Raw genomic sequence first — 17,612 nt, forward strand, 5'->3', positions numbered from 1 at the left:
GGCTCCCCTTCCTCCTCTTAATCTCTTAATGTCCGACCGGTAATATGCAGGAAAACATCCTCAAGACTTGGCTTTTCCATTTGAAAATTCGTTAAATGAATGGCTTCACTTTCAACCGCGTGTACTAAATCACTTAAGATACTACTTCCTTTTTTGGAGATAATCCGTAAACTTTTATCTGTTACATCTACACGACGTATGTTGTTAATAGCTTTCACTTTCTCGACTACCCTCTCACTCGTCTCGCTCAAAGTTACTTGAATCATATCCTCACTGGACAAAATGCTTAATAACTCTTCTTTACTTCCTGCAGCCACCACTTTCCCATGATCCATAATGTAGACACGTTTGCATAATTGCTCGACTTCTTCCATATAGTGACTCGTATAAAGCACTGTCGTCCCATATTCCTCATTTAGTTTACGCACCGTTTCAAGAATATGGTTTCTTGATTGTGGATCAATCCCTACAGTAGGTTCATCTAGAATAAGAACTTTTGGTTGATGCAACAAAGCAGCTGCAATATTAACCCGTCTTTTCATCCCGCCGGAGAATGTTTTTACCAGCTCTTTTTGACGTTTTTTCAATCCGACCATCTCAAGAACTTCCTGGGTACGTTGCTCTAAGATATTCTTTTTGACGTGATAAATTTCACCAAAGAACTTTAGATTTTCATAAGCAGTAAGTTCTTCATATAAGGCGATCTCTTGTGGAACAACACCAAGGATTCTCCTGATTTCTCCCGGATTTTTAATGGTACTTTTGCCATTTAGTTTCACATCACCGGAAGTCGGCTTGAGTAAAGTAGAAATCATGGAAATCGTTGTAGACTTGCCAGCTCCATTCGGTCCAAGCAAACCAATGGATTCTCCTTCATCTATATAAAGATCAATTTCATCCACAGCTTTTTTTCCTTTAAATATTTTGCTTAATTTTACCGTTTCAATCATATCCACACACCCCTGTATAAGTTGGTAGCACAGAAAAACTTGACGTAACGCTCGTTTTTCTAATACTTATATCCTCTCCTGACATTGTCAATATACATAAAAAAAAACAGTGTCACCACTGCCTTCAGTCATTTTCATCATCATTGGTCATGACTTTAGTCATTTTCATTTTTCGCCTAGTTATTTGCTGCTTCTCTTCAGTTAATCAGACAAGATTATGGCGGATTGCGTAAATAGCCAGTTGTGTCCGGTCTCTTAAATTTAATTTATGTAAAATCTGACTCGTATTATTTTTCACCGTTCCGACAGATAAACCTAGTCGCTCTGCAATTTCATGATTGTTAAGCCCTTCACCGATACAAGTTAATAGTGCACGTTCACGCGGATTCAACGATGGATCTGGATTTTTTTCTTCCTGGCGATGGAGAAGAAGCGGCATCACTTTGGCTGCAACTTGATCTTCCACACTCAGTCCACCTTTTAGCGCACTACGGATAGAGCGAATGAGAGAATCGGTATCTGCATTTTTTAATAGATAACCGCTTACGCCTATTTTTAATGCTTCCATCACATACTCGTTATTATCAAACGTTGTTAACATTAAAATTTTTGATGGTTTCCAACGGGATTGTATAATTTTAGCAGCTTCGATTCCGTCCATAACAGGCATGCGAATGTCTAAAATAACTACGTCAAATACATGCTTTTCACAAAGGTCGATTGCTTCCTTACCATTGCTTGCTTCTCCGACAACCTTCATTTCCTCATCTGTTTCAATCATCATCTTTAGCCCTTGCCGCACCATCACCTGATCTTCAGCCAATAGAATCCGTATCAACATTACCCCTCCTAGTCTGCTAATTTTATAAAACCCTTAACGATAAATTGCTCTTCTGTTTTCTGTACTTCTAACTGACCGCCGATTTTATCAAGCCTTTCTCGCATGGAGGTTAATCCGAATCCTTCCTCAAAGCGATAACTATTCATCACCGGATTGCTAATTTCAAAACGAAAAACACTGCCCCCTGGAGCTTCAAACGAAATCTCAGCCTCTCTAGCATTACTATGTTTCATAATATTCGTAAGTGCTTCCTGTACAGAACGAAAAATGACAAAAGACTGTTCACCTGTAAGCGGTACGGTAAACGCCCCATGCTTGACTGAAAACTGAATACGGATAAAACTCTCCGTTTCCAGCATACGGATTAATCGTAAAATGCCCTGAAGTCCTCCAATTTCATTGCTCTTTAACACTTTCACCGCATTTCGCGTTTCTTCAAGACTTTCACTTGCTAGGGACTTTAAAGACTGGATCTGCTCCTGATCTTTTTCATCTGCCGTTAACCTGAATGCTTCCATTTGCATGAGAAGCGCAGTAAGTTTGTGACCTACAGAATCATGAATTTCATGTGCAATCAGTGTACGTTCCTCCTGCCTTGCTGATTCTTCCTCCGAGACAACACGCCTTTTTAAACTCCTATATTCACTGAGTAGCACATCATACCTAAGGAAAAAATCATCCTTCTCGTTCTTTGTTTGTTTATAAAGAATGATCGCTGCAATGAGAAAAACTAAATATAGCAAGATAAAACTAATTTCAGTTGCGGACAGATCCTTATTTAATATGATAAAAATAACTCCTATAGTAGAAACAATTGCAATAATACTAGCAAGACGAGTTGACAGCTGATAATAGGCTTCTCCAATTAACAAGGATAAAATCAACAGCAGAAACAGATTAAATGGTTCTCCTTGTTGCGGGAATAATATAATGACCGAAATCACTGCATTAATAGCAATTAAAACGGTGGAAATGACAGGCTTTTCCTTAACAAGCGGCATGAAAAAAAACAGTATAAAAAACAGTGATAAACCAAATAGCCGCCATGTGATCTCTGACAAATCACCTGAAAAGCCTAGGATAGCAAAACTCCAAGCAACTGCATTAAACAACAACCATATCCAGTATAAGTTCATACACATTGTCCCTTTCCTTCCAATGAATATATCGTACCAAATAGGGTTTTAGATAACAATTATCTAAGGTAATATATCTAAAAGAAGAAGAACGTTGTTTCTCGAAAGGATCAGTTATTGGAATTGGGGAAGAAATATGGTTTTTGGTCTTTGAACTCAACTAAGCAAGCGGCGAGTGATAAATTGACTGGAAACGCCAATGTATTTTACGTGACATATAAGGTGGAATATTTTATACCTATAGATTCGAGTAATATACGACTGTTGAACAACCACTCAAGTAATGTGGTGGTAGGGGAAAGGATTGTTAATTTTTTGCATCAAAAGTGTACAAAGTCCAAGTACTTGAACAAATAATGAAGTAACTACACATTTAGTCTTCGTCTTATTTGATTTTCTTTAACTGATTGGTGGCACAGCATTTAGTCAACTAGTTTCAATATTCGGGCGCTTGACTTGAATAATAAGGCGCCTTATTAACATGCCCTTCACATTAAAGGATTAAATTATCTATAAATAAAATATTGTAACTTTCCCATTTAAACTCTAAAGTTACCTTACAAAATGTCCGCAATGTGGTCTATACATAAAAAAATATCATTAAACAAAAAAAAGAGGTGATACACTCACCTCTAAAATCGATTAATCATATGTAGTAGCCCTGCTTATCCTTAATTAGAAGCAGATGGCATTGCTTTACATGGCTGAATGGTTAATAATGATCTTGGTTTTGTAAGGCTCACTTTAATACCAGCTTTTTTTAAACGGTTCACTAAATCTACGATCTGTGTTTTCTCCATTTATAAAACTCCTTTTTTCCTGCCTTTATACTTTATATATTAAAGGATAATTATGAAAAAACTATGAACAATCCTTTATTTTTTTCCTTCTTTTATAACTTTTTTGTGAAAAAAGTATAAAAAGGATCATGGTTTTGTTGGATAAAGTGAAAACTTGCTTGTATGTATTGTCCAACGCCTCGCATTGTCTATTTTATCATTACTTACCCTTTTAGAATTATGACAAAACCTCAACAATTTCATTTCAAACCATAAATATTTATATTCGCTTTAAAGGGGTAAACTCCCTCTATTTTTTCATGTTTTTTCAAATAAATATGATCTAGATTAACACTGTGACTTGAGTTAATGTTATAATTTTATCGATTATGATGCATGGAGGAATATAATTAATGCTAACTGTTACAAACGTAGGTCTCCGCTATGGCGATCGCAAATTATTCGAAGATGTTAATATTAAGTTTACACCTGGCAATTGCTATGGTTTAATCGGCGCAAACGGTGCGGGAAAATCCACCTTCTTAAAAATTTTATCTGGCGAAATTGAATCACAGTCCGGGAATGTTAGCTTAGGACCAGGAGAACGGCTTGCCGTCTTAAAACAAGACCATTTTGAATATGAAGAATATGAAGTATTAAAAGTGGTTATTATGGGGCATGCACGCCTATATGAAGTGATGCAAGAGAAGGATGCTATTTACATGAAAGCAGATTTCTCAGATGAAGATGGTATGAGAGCTGCTGAATTAGAAGGTGAGTTTGCTGAGTTAAATGGTTGGGAAGCAGAATCCGAAGCGGCTATTTTACTTAAAGGTCTCGGCATTCCAGAAGAATTGCATATGAAGAAAATGGCTGATTTATCAGGTGGAGACAAAGTAAAAGTATTGCTTGCTCAAGCATTGTTTGGAAAGCCTGATGTTTTATTACTAGATGAACCGACGAACCACTTGGATATTAAAGCAATTGCATGGCTAGAGGAGTTTTTAATTAACTTCGAAAACACAGTCATCGTTGTATCTCATGATCGTCATTTCCTAAATAAAGTCTGTACTCATATTGCTGACTTAGATTTCGGTAAAATTCAAATTTATGTCGGTAACTATGACTTCTGGTATGAGTCTAGTCAATTAGCACAAAGAATGGCCCAAGATGCAAATAAGAAAAAAGAAGAAAAAATTAAGGAATTACAAAACTTTATTGCTCGCTTTAGTGCGAACGCGTCAAAATCTAAACAAGCAACATCTAGAAAAAAATTACTTGATAAAATTTCTTTAGATGACATTAGACCGTCCTCAAGACGTTATCCGTATGTAGGGTTTTCTCCTGATCGTGAAATTGGTAATGACTTATTAAGAGTAGATGGACTATCAAAAACAATTGACGGTGTGAAAGTACTCGATAATGTAAGCTTTATTATGAATAAAGACGATAAAATTGCCCTTGTGGGTACAAATGAACTTGCTAAAACAACTTTATTCAAAATTCTGATGGGTGAAATGGATCCAGATGAAGGTTCATTTAAATGGGGGGTAACAACTTCTCAAGCTTACTTTCCAAAGGATAACTCAAATTTCTTTGAAAATAGTGAGCTGAATTTAGTCGAATGGCTCCGTCAATATTCTCCTGAAGATGAAAGTGAAAGCTTCCTTCGTGGCTTTTTAGGTCGTATGCTCTTCTCAGGTGAAGAAGTATTGAAGAAAGCAAGCGTGCTTTCAGGTGGAGAAAAAGTTCGCTGTATGCTATCAAAAATGATGCTAAGTGGTTCAAACGTACTTTTACTTGACGAACCTACTAACCATTTAGACTTAGAATCCATTACCGCTTTAAATAATGGTTTAATTGCCTTTAAAGGTTCGATGATTTTTGCATCACATGACCATCAATTTATCCAAACGATTGCTAACCGAATTATTGAAATCACACCAAACGGTATCGTAGACAAACAAGTAACTTATGATGAATACCTTGAAAACGATGAGCTACAAAAGCAAATCGCCAAAATGTATCAGGCATAATTGTAAGAAAGCTGGTAGCCATATATGGCTACCAGCTTCTTTAAATGGATATGTAAAGTCGCGAATACCTGAGGACACTCAAAGTTGTATCTATAACAAACACCTACGTAAAAATACATAAATATATCCTTAGTTAATTTCAAGTATTGAATATTCATTAAAGTTATTTTCCGAAATGACTTTAAAACCATTTTTTCTTAATAAGGCTGTTGTGACACCATTACCTACTATCTGTTCCCCTTTGAATGCTCCATTGTAAATAACTGAACTACCACATGATGGACTATTTTCCTTAAGGATAATTGTATTTGCTCCCAACTCTTGAGCTTTTTTTAATGTAGCATATGCACCGTTGATATATTGTTTTGTAACATCCTTACCTGACTTTTCGATAACTTTTGCTTTTCCGTCTAATACATCTTCACCATCTCCGCCCACGATTTCAGCTGGCTCTCTTGGCGTCGTAAAACCTCCGAGTAATTCCGGACAAACAGTCATCGCTTGATTCTCTAATAAAAGTTTCTGGATTCTTTCGTCTAAACTATTAGATCCATTATATCTTACATTCATTCCTGCCAAACACGCACTTACTACTATCATGTTTTCACCGCCATTTGTTAGTCCCAAACTATCTTTTCTATTGATAATTGTAACATAATTCTTTCTTTTTAAAGTTATATTCTCACATTTACTCACATCTATATAAAAGCAAAAAAGCACAGTAAAGTTACTGCGCTTCCTTCCTACCATCTTCTATTATGGATATCATATCGGTTACGTTTCCTCATTTTTCGTATAAATAAGAAAACCACTATCAAAATGATGGCGACCGAGCCTATAGCAATATAAATAATATGAGTCGGATTTTCCTTCTCAGTATCATCGCTAGCATCATTCATCGTATGATGGTTCGCTACCTCTTGTTTAGGCTGTTCTCTTTCCAAAGTTATTTCTTGTATTACTTTGTCATTATTATCCACGATTTCTAATACACCTTGTTTATTTAAGTGTTCTGTAAATCCTTCAATCGGTAAAGATACCTTGTAGCTATTTTCTGTTGGTTGAAACACTTTTTCACCAACAAAATATTCTTGTTCAGGGACAAGTTCTTTATTTTCATAATGAGAGAAACTGTAATCAAAGATGGTTTTTGTGTCTTTATAAATATCACGTTTAAAATCTGCTTTCATAACAATCGCTGTTAATGCCAATTTCCCATTATCTGCAGTAGATGCGAGTGTTTGTTTAGATTCACTGACAAATCCAGTCTTCCCACCAGTAATCCATTCGTACGGTCTTTGTCCAGTTAGGAGTTGATGATGGCTAATGAGTGTCGTATCCCAAGATTCACCATCCCATTTTAATTCTACAGTACCGAAAACTTCAGCGAAGGTCTCGTTTTTCATAGCATAATTTGTGATGATTGCCATATCCTTTGCCGTTGTATAATGGTTTTCGGAAAATAATCCGTGGGGGTTCGTAAAATGAGTCTCGGTCACTTTTATTTTATTTCGCATGTAAGCATTCAATTTTTTCGAAAAATTCTCTTCATTACCTTCCAAATGAATGGCAATTGCCTTTGCCGCATCATTACCTGAGTTAATGAGCATTCCTTGAACGAGCTTTTTTAAAGTTACCTGCTCGCCCTCTTCTAAGTATACTTTTGTCCCATCAACATCTACTGCTTCTTTAGAAATTGTGACCACATCATTTAAGTTTCCGTTTTCAATTGCGTAAATAGCGGTTGCAATTTTAGTTAAACTTGCTGGATACATTTTTGCGTTTGCATTTTTTTCATACAATATAGCGCCCGTCTCTGTTTCCATAACGATTGCCGTTTCACTAACAATTTCTGGTTCATCATCCTTAGCATATGCTTGTGTACCTAATAACATGAGGAATAGGAAGATGATCATCCATTTTTTCTTCATTCATCCACTTCCATTTCTAGTGCTTTTTACCCTATTGAATTGTACCAAAAAAATCTAACGTAATTACAGATGATAACAAATTGTTACATAATTGAAAGAACTTTGTCGTATTTTGTAATGAGTTAACGAATGATGGTGATAAAAACTAAACTTAGTACGTGCCTAATTTTTGGTCATAAAAAAGAGCATCCTTTATTTAGATGCCCTAATTTACTAATTATATGATATTAACTACTGCCGCAGCCTCCACCGCAACTCGCACCTGAATCACCACTAGAACAAGAACTATCATTGGAAGGTGACGATGCATCACTAGCACAGGCAAAACCGCTGCATGAGGAAGAAGTAAAGCTATTCTTGGTTAGCTCTTCAGGTAAATAACTACTTACCGCTTCCTCAAAATTGTCATATTCATACATTGAAAAATAAATGCTAATAAAAAGAATACCTTGGTGGGAAAATACTGATTTTGATTTTAAACTCTTATCTTGATTTTCATGAAAATCAGTTGCTAATTTAATATTTTCTTTTATTGATTGAATTAATTCCAATTGGATATCCTTCCATTTAGAATGAGTCCGAAAATAAGTCATTAACAATTCTTTTTCACTCAAAGCAGTAAAATCAGCTATAATTTGCGGGTGCAAAGGTTTTCTCATAAAAGATCCCCATATTTTCACACTATTCTCAGATGGTTGGAAATAACTCAAATACAAAAAGTCAAAAAATGCCCTTTCGTTATGTGCAGATTGATTGCCACCAAGGTTAGGGGTATGGTGTAAATATTGACCAAATAATTGCTGGCAAAAATCAGCATACTTTTGTGTAAACAAAATCATTTCATGCCATAATGTATCTACTTTGCTACTATACATAGGTACTGTTTTAAACATGCTGCATAAGAAGAAATACCTTTTCAACTCCAAAAAAAGCCAGTCAAATTCATGATCTTTCCATTTTGGATGTTCTTTTAGCACGCGATTTCTTAACTGCCTTTTATCACTTTCAGTAAATGAATTCTCTACTTGATGAACTAAAGATTGTGCTATCGGCTGAACTAAACCAAGATTATTCGGGATTGGCAATTCCTTTAAAGGTTTTACAGTCGGTTTTAAGAATTTGGCAAATACGAGAATCATGATGATGAATAAAATGATAAATAAGTACAACATTCTCTCTTCCCCCCTCTCGCTCATTATACACAAGATATTGGTACCCCACCATAAATTTGGAAGGTGTTAACCAAGCATTCAAAAGCGATACTTTACCCCAAATTTATAAAAAACTCCTCGAAAGGGTTGCTATCTTTCGAGGAGTTATGACTTACTTATTCTTTTTCATATAATTATCGTATACATCATCTTTCGCTAACCAAGCAAAATCAGCTATCTTAATTGCATTCACTGCCGATTGGAAATCTTTAAATACTGTCGCATTTTCTTGATGATTCTTTTCTATTTTCCACTGCTCTTGTTTTTGGTAGATACGATAAATGTCACCAGAGCGTCCTTCATAAATCGTACCATGACTATTTTCTTTTTGGTTGAATTTATTTTTAGGTGCATCAATTTTTAATGATTCTTCTGTGAATAATTCTACAACAAATTTTCTAAACGCCTCTTCATTCATCGTACAGCCTGATGCTTTTGCATGACCACCCCCACCGTACGTGCCTGCAACAGCCGAAACATCAATGTGATCGTGAATCGTTCTGAAGCTGACTTTGCGACCACCCGTATTAAGAATTGCAATATAATCTAAATGAGGGTATTCTTTTCCCAGCTCATTGCCTAGTTCGGAATGATAAGATTCCGCATGAACAACACCAACAATATGCTTATCAATCGACGCTTGGATAAGTTCTCTTTTTTTACGCTTAATATAGCGTTCAATTTTAGCTTCTTCCATTGATAATAATTTCGCTTCAAGCTCATCAAATTCAAAGTCATCTGCGGTTTTTAATCTTTGCAGTATCATTTCTTCAAATTCTTCTATAGAAAACATATAAAATAAATCATTCAACTGCTTCGCTTTTACATTATTATTTTCGTCCCATTCCCAAGTATCATATTGTCGAACCAATTCAATGAATTGTTCAATAGACCTTTTTGGAGATAGTTTTTTTTGCTCAACAAAATACTCATATAATAATGATGTAGCACAAGTTTGTCTACCATCATCATATTGTACTGTTACTGTAGCCCATTCATATTCATTAAAGTGTAGGGCCGTTTTATGATGATCAATTAGTTGTGCCTGACCACCCTGTTTGACAAAATCATCGACCCTTTTCGTATTATCCTCATTGATCGATAAGTCTGTTAAGTAAAGCTTGGTATCTTTATGGTCCTTTTCAGAAAAAAACTTCTCGACTTTATAGTCTAAGCCTCCGACAGAATTATAATAAACTTGCCCTTCTTCTCCTAATGCTAGCTTGATTATAATACCACAACCAACACCATCTAAGTCGTTATGAGAATATAATTTATACATTACTTCACCCGCTGTTCTAGAATATTTCAATATGTATGCTCTCCCAAAAGAGTTAGTACTATTATATATGAAAAGAACCCTGCATGAAACCGCAGGGCATTAAATTAAAACAGAAGGTATGCAATTGGTGTGACAAGAATAAGAGCAAGCACTGTTCGTTCAAACCAAATAATCACCATTTGCCTTATGGTAATAGGAATATCAGTTGATAAAATGCAAGGAACTAAAGCCGAAAAGAAAATAATCCCGCTAACAGATACAACCCCAATAATAAATTTTGTCATCAAAGCGGCTTCTGTCACTACCATAGAAGGTAAGAACATTTCAACAATCCCAACCGATGTCGCTTTTGCTGTTAGCATTGCTTCTGGTAATCCCAATATAGCTGTAAATGGATAAAATAAATATGCAAGCCAATCAAAAACTGGCGTGTATTCGACTAATACCAAGCCAATAAGCCCAATAGACATAATTGAAGGCAGAATGGACATCGTCATTAATACACCATCTTTTAAATTTTGTTTCACATTTTCAACTATTGATGGTGCTGAAGCAGCAGCTTTCATTGCTTCTTTCCACGCAGTTTTTAGCAGAGGTTTGTCATATGCATCTTTCTCTCTCTTCACACCTTGATAATACTCATTTGACATGTTTCTAATTGGCCAAATTCTTACCGTAATTGCTGTTACTGCAAATGTAATTATGAAGGAAGTCCAAAAATAAACCGACCATATAGACATTAAGTCTAACGCTTTAGCCACGACAATCATAAAAGTAACAGAAACAGTGGAAAACCCAGTCACTATAATTGCTGCTTCTTTCATTGAGTACTTACCTTCTTTAAAAATACGATTAGTAATTAAAATACCGACAGAATAACTACCGACAAAAGAGGCTACTGCATCAATCGCAGACCGTCCAGGTGTTTGGAAAATCGGTCTCATAACTGGTTTCATCATCACTCCGATAAATTCAAGCAGACCATAGCCTACTAATAAAGCTAAGAAGACCGAACCAATAGGAACTAATAAACCGACAGGCGTAACAAGACTATTAAATAAAAAAGGACCCATATTTGGATCAAATATGAATGTGGGACCCAAGTTAAAATAAACCATAAAAGCAATGACTACACCCAAAAGTTTTAAGAAGGAAAATACTGTTGTCACAATCGTTTCTTTCCAATTACCTTTTATAAAAGGATATAAGCCTCCTATCAGGATAATCAATAGCAAATAATAAGGAACAACATTACCTAGAAGGTGGCGCAACCCACTCACAATATGATCGATCATGATGGAAGATTGCCCATTCAATGTTATCGGAATAAAAAACATAAATATACCAATCATACTGTAAATGAAAAACTTCCATACATGACTATTGGCGTTTTTCATTTGAGATTTGGTCTTTGGATTACTCAGTTCCGTTTCCATATTTCCTCACACCCTATCTTCCTTTAAATGTTATTTTATAAAAAGAGACTGGCACATACCAATCTCTCCCTTACTATTAGTGACTTTTTAGCTTAGTTGTTACTAGGGCACCATTGTCAATGACTATTCTTCCAGCTTTAATTACCGTATGCGTATGGTTCATTCCATATAAATATTGAGTTTGCATATAATTAGGTACATCAAGTATAAGAATATCTGCCTTTTTTCCTTCTTCCAGACTGCCAACCTCATGACCCTTCCCAATTGCATGGGCAGCATTGATTGTTGCCGCGTAAATCGCTTCAGCAGGCGTTAAGCCCATATGCATACAAGCGAGATTCATCATAAAAGGTAATGAAGTTGTTGGCGAGGAACCAGGATTACAATCTGTAGACAAGGCAACTGCTACTCCTTCATCAATCATTTTACGACCATTTGCTGCTGCTTCCATTAAGAAAAAGGCTGTACCAGGAAGAAGAACAGCGATGACACCTGCTTCCGCCATTTTTTTAATCCCTTCATCTGATGCTTTCAATAAATGGTCAGCTGATATGGCACCTACTGCTGCTGCTAATTCTGCTCCACCATACGGTTCAATTTCATCTGCATGAATTTTTGGTATTAATCCAAGATTTTTACCCGCTAACAATAACCTCTTCGATTGCTCAGGAGTAAACACTCCGCGTTCACAAAATACATCGTTAAAAACAGCTAACTCTTCCTCTACCACAAGAGGGAGCATCTCATCGATAATTAGATCAATAAAAACATCTGGCCGCTCCTTGTATTCAGCAGGTATGGCATGTGCGCCCATAAAGGTGCTGACAATATCGATTGCATGAAGGTGATTGAGTTCTTTAGCTACAAACAATTGCTTATATTCAGTTTCCCAGTCAAGGCCGTAGCCACTTTTTGCTTCAATCGTTGTTACACCGTGTATTAAAAAGCGATCTAACCGTTTTATACTCTCCTCTTTTAATTCATCTATTGTCGCTGCTCTCGTTTTAGTTGTGGTGGCATGAATTCCACCTCCGTTGTTCATGATGTCCATATAGGTGGCACCATTTAACCTCATATTAAACTCTTCTTCACGGCTCCCTGCATAAACTAAATGTGTATGTGGGTCCACTAATCCAGGCATGACCACTTTACCACTCGCATCAATTATTTCTGCTAAATTTATCTCCTGATGAAATTGGCTGAGCAATTCATCTGTTTCACCGATGGCGACTATTTTTTCATCTTTCATTAGTATCGCACCATCATTAATGACGTGTAATTGATTCATCGCTGCTTTGACTGCTGGTTGTTGTGAATGACCCTTTAATGTAAGTAGTTCATTCGCATGCTTTATAAACAAATAAGTTGAGCTCATTACCTTACCTCTCCTCTATCGATTATTTTTCGGTATCTCTCTTCAACATTGGTATTTGAATGCCTTTATCAATGGCGGTTTGTTTCGCCAGATCATAACCAGCATCAGCATGCCGAACTACACCCATACCAGGATCTGTTGTAAGCACTCGCTGTAATCTCTTCTCCGCTTGTTCCGTTCCATCAGCAACAATCACCATGCCAGCGTGTAAGGAATAGCCCATGCCGACTCCACCGCCGTGATGTACTGACACCCAACTAGCACCACCAACACTATTAATTAAAGCATTTAAAATTGGCCAATCTGCTACTGCATCACTGCCGTCCTTCATGGCCTCTGTTTCCCTATTAGGTGAGGCAACAGAGCCTGAGTCAAGATGATCTCGCCCAATTACGATTGGTGCTTTTAATTCACCAGATGCAACCATATCATTAATTATTTTGCCAAACCTTGCTCTTTCACCATAACCTAACCAACATATTCTTGAAGGTAACCCTTGAAATTGAATTTTTTCTCTAGCCATTTTAATCCAGTTACATAAATGCTTATTATCTGCAAACTCTCTTAAGATGACTTCATCTGTTTTATAAATATCCTCTGGATCTCCCGATAGTGCTACCCATCTAAAAGGGCCTTTCCCCTCACAAAATTGTGGACGAATATAAGCAGGTACGAATCCTGGGAAGGCAAAAGCATTTTCCACACCTTCATCATGCGCGACTTGACGAATATTGTTACCGTAATCAAATGTAATCGCACCTTTATTCTGCATTTCAAGCATAGCAGTCACATGAATGGCAATTGACTTCTTAGCTTGTTGAACATACTCTTGTGGATTTTCAATTCTTAACTTCGCTGCTTCTTCCATTGAATAAGAAATAGGAATATAGCCATTTAACGGATCATGCGCGGATGTTTGATCTGTTAATATATCTGGAATGAAACCGACGTCCAACATTTTGGGGAGGATTTCAGCTGCATTTCCAAGCAAGCCAATTGACAGTGACTTTCCCTCTGCTTTTGCTTCCTGTGCAAGCACAATCGCTTCTTTCATATCGTAAACTTTTTTATCCAAATATTTTGTTTCTAATCTTCGGTCTATTCTTGTCTCATCTTTATCTATTGCAATACAAACACCCCCAGCCATTGTCACTGCTAATGGCTGCGCCCCGCCCATACCGCCAAGGCCCGATGTAAGTGTAATCGTTTGCTTTAAAGAACCATTAAAATGTTGCTTTGCCAATTCTGAAAATGTTTCATACGTTCCTTGCACAATTCCTTGGCTGCCAATATATATCCAACTACCTGCAGTCATTTGGCCGTACATTATTAAACCTTTTTTGTCTAGTTCATGAAAGTGATCCCAATTGGCCCATGCAGGAACAATGTTAGAATTGGCAATTAATACTTTGGGTGCATCCTCATGTGTTTTAAAAACCGCAACAGGTTTCCCTGATTGCACAAGCAAGGTTTCATCATTTTCAAGATGGTGAAGAGTTTCCATCAAACTATCGTAGCTCTCCCAATTTCTTGCCGCTTTACCAATCCCGCCATATACAATTAATTCATCAGGCTTTTCTGCGACTTCTTTATTTAAATTATTTCTTAACATACGAATAGCAGCCTCTTGAATCCAACCTTTTGCATGAAGTTCACTACCTGTATAATTAATAATTTCTCTCTTCACTTTTTCCATTATTATCCCTCCAACCCATTCATAAGTTTATTTTAACTTAGAATTTTCAGAATAAACGGTCTATTAATATTGGATTATTTATATTTTTTTGTGATTTGTTACTTTGATTTATATAGTTATTTATTCATTTATTTGATTTATATAAAAATATAAAGAATATATAACTAAACCGTTTAAATTCTACTGCTTTATTTTAGTTCTCCTCTTTATAAACAAGATAATTCTTGCAAGGTCTGAACCCATTCCGTTTCTTTCACGGTAGAATTGCCTCTTTTAATTAAAGTTGATTCTGCTCTCTTCATGCCAGACTCGACAATATGTATAATGAGACTTTCCTTGGAGTGAATAAACGGCCAAAACAAAAAAATCCAAACAATCATTCTATGTTTTAAGGAAAAATTGAATGATTGTTCAGATTGAGTTTTTGTTTATGATTTCGAGACGAGATGTTCTAGCTGTTCGTCATTAATAAATCGCTGTATATTTTTTAGCGTCAGCTGGTTAATTCTTTGGACTGCTTCAAAAGTAGCCCCACCTATATGAGGAGTTGCTATCACATTTGCTTGTTTTGACAACTCCGTAATAGAAGGCTCTTTTTCAAAAACATCTAATGCAGCACCTTTAATCACATGGTTTTTTAATGCTGCAAGCAGGTCCACTTCATTGACTAATCCGCCGCGTGAGATATTAATAAGAAACGCACTCGGCTTCATTTTTGCTAATGTTTTTTCATTTATTAGATGGCGATTTTTCTCAGATAACGACGTAGAGAGAATAATGTAATCGGCAGTTGATAGTAAATCGTCAAGTTCAGTAAAGGTAACATTCAGCTCTTTCGCTTTTTCCTCGTTTCGGTAATGGCCGAAAGCAATGACTGACATATCAAAACCGCTTGCTCTTTTAGCAATTGCTTGTCCGATTGCACCGAAACCAATAATGCCCAACTTTTTCCCGTACACTTCGTTACCCATAGAAAGCTGCCATTTACCAGTTTTCATCTCTTGATCTTTTTGCGCAATTTGTCTTGAAATTGACAATAATAACGAAAAGCCAAGATCTGCTGCGGAATGTGCATTTTCCCCCGGTGCATTTGTAACAACAATCCCTTTTTTCTCAGCATAGCTCACATCGATGTTATCGTACCCTGCTCCGAATTTAATAATGTACTTTAAATTGGGGGCATGGTCAATGACTTCTTGATCAATTTTCACAATAGCAACGACGATGATATCAACCTCTTCGACTTCTTTTAATAATTGTGATTTTGTAAGTCCACTATCACTATGAACGAACTTCACTTCAGCATTTAACTGCTTCGCATCTTCTATGATTGTCGGATATTCCTCGATAAAGGGATCTCTAATTAAATATAAAACTTTCATTTTTCATCTTCACCTTTATGTTCATTTTTGTTAGTACGTACGACTGGTGTTTGCACGAAAAGTACTTGGAGAGCACTTCATGTTTTGATTAAAGACTTTATTAAAATATTGTTGATTACGATAACCACATTCTTTCGCAATTATTTTAATAGGAAGATTTGTTTCCGTCAATTGCTGGGTCGCTTTTTTTATACGACGCATCGTAACGATTTCTCTAAAAGATTGCTTATAATACTTCGTTAATAAGGAGCTAATATAGCTTGTATTACGATTAAATTTGGCAGCAATCATATCTAAGCTTATCTCTTTCTCATGATAATGTTCTTCTAGATAATGATATATTTGCTTGGCTAACTTCTCGGACTTCGAGTCTATTTGCATGTCTGTATCTATTAAACTAGCTATCAGCTTGATCATTTCTTCTATTACTCGATAGATAAGTGGTGAGTATAGAATCGTTTGGAATAATGCTTGATATTTTTCTTCCTTTTCTTTATCAATTAAATGCCTTGAAATCATGTATCTCCTAATTTGTGCCAAAATACTCGTTAACCTAATTCTAATAATAGCTGGATCAGGGTAAGGCGAAGTTAGACTTAAAAATTGCTCATACAGCCATGTTTTGATTGCTTTTATATTCCCTCGCCGTAAATAATCAATCCAAAACTCCTGCTCTTTTGGTGTTAAAAAAGGGTCAATACTCACCCATTCGTTTGCTGACCATGGAATAAGCTTATTTAGACCAGTGTAAAAAGAAAGCTCCATTCGTTGCTTAATCTTACCGTATTGTGATTGCAGTTGACCTGTATCATTTGTATTTCCTTCGGCTAAAATAATCGCTTCATTTGATTCTTTTTCCCATCCACGAATAAAGGTATGGCATTTTCTTAAAAGATCTTGGTCATTCTCCTCGACAAGGCATAAAATCATCTCAGGTAAAAGAAATACTTTTTTGACATTTGCCCATGAATGACCCATTACATATGTATATAACTTAAATATTCCATTTGGATGAATAGTTCTCATTCCTATGACCTTTACATGATGGGCTTGATCTTTTTGCAGTAAGGTTCGTTCTTCAGTATTGTCTTCTGCTATTTGTGCATGGTTCAGGCTTTTGCTATGCATACGATAAAGCACCTGAAGTGATCGAAGCACATCCTCAGGAGACACAGGTTTTACTAATAAATCACTCACTCCTATTTCAATGGCTTTCTTTGCTTGATCAAAAGTAGGTTCAATGGTGATGGCTAAAATTTTTATGTTTAAGATAGGCACAAGCTGTTTTAATTTCTTATATCCCACTGAATCGAACATTTCCATTTCCAACAATAAGAGATCCGGACTTTGTTTTTCCATGGTTGTGAATACTTCATTTGTAGATGATCTTATTTCAATTTGCCAAGTAGGATATACGGTTTTAATTAACCATTTTAATCCCTCTGCATCGATGTTATCTCGATCAGCAATCAAAATTTTATACATTCCATCATCTCCTTTTTATTATGTTAGCTTAAAATGCAAAAGTAAACAATTTTGAAAAAAAAGATAAAAATG

General features: G+C 36.0%; 14 protein-coding genes. 1 reads left to right on the plus strand and 13 read right to left on the minus strand.

Annotated features, from left to right (window positions below; genetic code table 11):
- Nucleotides 1-17 precede the first annotated feature (17 nt).
- The 4 genes from LCM23_RS08700 to LCM23_RS25860 all read right to left on the minus strand — a co-directional run bounded on the left by LCM23_RS08700 (nt 18) and on the right by LCM23_RS25860 (nt 3,727).
- On the minus strand, nt 18-950 hold the full coding sequence (locus LCM23_RS08700; protein ID WP_224936589.1) for an ABC transporter ATP-binding protein: 933 nt from the start codon (nt 948-950) through the stop codon (nt 18-20).
- A 205-nt stretch (nt 951-1,155) separates the two neighbouring features.
- Nucleotides 1,156-1,788 carry a response regulator transcription factor gene (locus LCM23_RS08705; RefSeq protein WP_224936590.1) on the minus strand — a complete coding sequence of 211 codons (633 nt, stop codon included), beginning with the start codon at nt 1,786-1,788 and terminating at the stop codon, nt 1,156-1,158.
- Between the two features lie 11 nt (nt 1,789-1,799).
- Nucleotides 1,800-2,927 carry a sensor histidine kinase gene (locus LCM23_RS08710; RefSeq protein WP_224936591.1) on the minus strand — a complete coding sequence of 376 codons (1,128 nt, stop codon included), beginning with the start codon at nt 2,925-2,927 and terminating at the stop codon, nt 1,800-1,802.
- A gap of 671 nt (nt 2,928-3,598) precedes the next feature.
- Nucleotides 3,599-3,727 carry a hypothetical protein gene (locus LCM23_RS25860; RefSeq protein ID WP_263624167.1) on the minus strand — a complete coding sequence of 43 codons (129 nt, stop codon included), beginning with the start codon at nt 3,725-3,727 and terminating at the stop codon, nt 3,599-3,601.
- 392 nt (nt 3,728-4,119) lie between these two features.
- Here LCM23_RS25860 and LCM23_RS08715 point away from each other — a divergent pair, with 392 nt between their 5' ends.
- A complete protein-coding gene (locus LCM23_RS08715; protein ID WP_224936592.1) occupies nt 4,120-5,742 on the plus strand; it encodes an ABC-F family ATP-binding cassette domain-containing protein in 1,623 nt (540 codons plus the stop codon).
- 129 nt (nt 5,743-5,871) lie between these two features.
- On the opposite strand, the gene LCM23_RS08720 is transcribed toward LCM23_RS08715, so the two are convergent.
- The 9 genes from LCM23_RS08720 to LCM23_RS08760 form a co-directional block, all read right to left on the minus strand.
- Nucleotides 5,872-6,342, minus strand: coding sequence for a DUF523 domain-containing protein (locus LCM23_RS08720; RefSeq protein WP_224936593.1), 471 nt, complete (start codon nt 6,340-6,342; stop codon nt 5,872-5,874).
- 143 nt (nt 6,343-6,485) lie between these two features.
- A complete protein-coding gene (locus LCM23_RS08725) occupies nt 6,486-7,673 on the minus strand; it encodes a D-alanyl-D-alanine carboxypeptidase family protein (RefSeq protein WP_224936594.1) in 1,188 nt (395 codons plus the stop codon).
- 227 nt (nt 7,674-7,900) lie between these two features.
- On the minus strand, nt 7,901-8,845 hold the full coding sequence (locus LCM23_RS08730; protein ID WP_224936595.1) for a glycine-rich domain-containing protein: 945 nt from the start codon (nt 8,843-8,845) through the stop codon (nt 7,901-7,903).
- Between the two features lie 151 nt (nt 8,846-8,996).
- Nucleotides 8,997-10,196 (minus strand): DHH family phosphoesterase, encoded by a 1,200-nt coding sequence (locus LCM23_RS08735; protein ID WP_306469994.1) that lies wholly within the window; start codon nt 10,194-10,196, stop codon nt 8,997-8,999.
- 74 nt (nt 10,197-10,270) lie between these two features.
- On the minus strand, nt 10,271-11,602 hold the full coding sequence (locus LCM23_RS08740) for a YjiH family protein (protein WP_373370906.1): 1,332 nt from the start codon (nt 11,600-11,602) through the stop codon (nt 10,271-10,273).
- A 76-nt stretch (nt 11,603-11,678) separates the two neighbouring features.
- Nucleotides 11,679-12,977, minus strand: a complete 1,299-nt coding sequence (gene hutI / locus LCM23_RS08745) for an imidazolonepropionase (RefSeq protein ID WP_224936596.1) — start codon at nt 12,975-12,977, stop codon at nt 11,679-11,681.
- A 22-nt stretch (nt 12,978-12,999) separates the two neighbouring features.
- Nucleotides 13,000-14,673, minus strand: a complete 1,674-nt coding sequence (gene hutU, locus LCM23_RS08750) for a urocanate hydratase (RefSeq protein WP_224936597.1) — start codon at nt 14,671-14,673, stop codon at nt 13,000-13,002.
- Between the two features lie 428 nt (nt 14,674-15,101).
- Nucleotides 15,102-16,055, minus strand: a complete 954-nt coding sequence (locus LCM23_RS08755) for a phosphoglycerate dehydrogenase (RefSeq protein WP_224936598.1) — start codon at nt 16,053-16,055, stop codon at nt 15,102-15,104.
- 30 nt (nt 16,056-16,085) lie between these two features.
- On the minus strand, nt 16,086-17,540 hold the full coding sequence (locus LCM23_RS08760; protein ID WP_224936599.1) for a helix-turn-helix domain-containing protein: 1,455 nt from the start codon (nt 17,538-17,540) through the stop codon (nt 16,086-16,088).
- Nucleotides 17,541-17,612: the final 72 nt, after the last annotated feature.

It is taken from the genome of Cytobacillus kochii (assembly GCF_020171845.1).
GTDB lineage: Bacteria > Bacillota > Bacilli > Bacillales > Cytobacillaceae > Cytobacillus > Cytobacillus kochii.

Excerpts from the sequence above, each read along its gene's own strand:
- LCM23_RS08700 (WP_224936589.1), bottom strand. The coding sequence starts at position 950 with ATGATTGAAACGGTAAAATTAAGCAAAATATTTAAAGGAAAAAAAGCT.
- LCM23_RS08710 (WP_224936591.1), bottom strand. The coding sequence starts at position 2,927 with ATGAACTTATACTGGATATGGTTGTTGTTTAATGCAGTTGCTTGGAGT.
- LCM23_RS25860 (WP_263624167.1), bottom strand. The coding sequence starts at position 3,727 with ATGGAGAAAACACAGATCGTAGATTTAGTGAACCGTTTAAAAAAAGCT.
- LCM23_RS08715 (WP_224936592.1), top strand. The coding sequence starts at position 4,120 with ATGCTAACTGTTACAAACGTAGGTCTCCGCTATGGCGATCGCAAATTA.
- LCM23_RS08720 (WP_224936593.1), bottom strand. The coding sequence starts at position 6,342 with ATGATAGTAGTAAGTGCGTGTTTGGCAGGAATGAATGTAAGATATAAT.
- LCM23_RS08725 (WP_224936594.1), bottom strand. The coding sequence starts at position 7,673 with ATGAAGAAAAAATGGATGATCATCTTCCTATTCCTCATGTTATTAGGT.
- LCM23_RS08730 (WP_224936595.1), bottom strand. The coding sequence starts at position 8,845 with ATGTTGTACTTATTTATCATTTTATTCATCATCATGATTCTCGTATTT.
- LCM23_RS08740 (WP_373370906.1), bottom strand. The coding sequence starts at position 11,602 with ATGGAAACGGAACTGAGTAATCCAAAGACCAAATCTCAAATGAAAAAC.
- hutI (WP_224936596.1), bottom strand. The coding sequence starts at position 12,977 with ATGAGCTCAACTTATTTGTTTATAAAGCATGCGAATGAACTACTTACA.
- hutU (WP_224936597.1), bottom strand. The coding sequence starts at position 14,673 with ATGGAAAAAGTGAAGAGAGAAATTATTAATTATACAGGTAGTGAACTT.
- LCM23_RS08755 (WP_224936598.1), bottom strand. The coding sequence starts at position 16,055 with ATGAAAGTTTTATATTTAATTAGAGATCCCTTTATCGAGGAATATCCG.
- LCM23_RS08760 (WP_224936599.1), bottom strand. The coding sequence starts at position 17,540 with ATGTATAAAATTTTGATTGCTGATCGAGATAACATCGATGCAGAGGGA.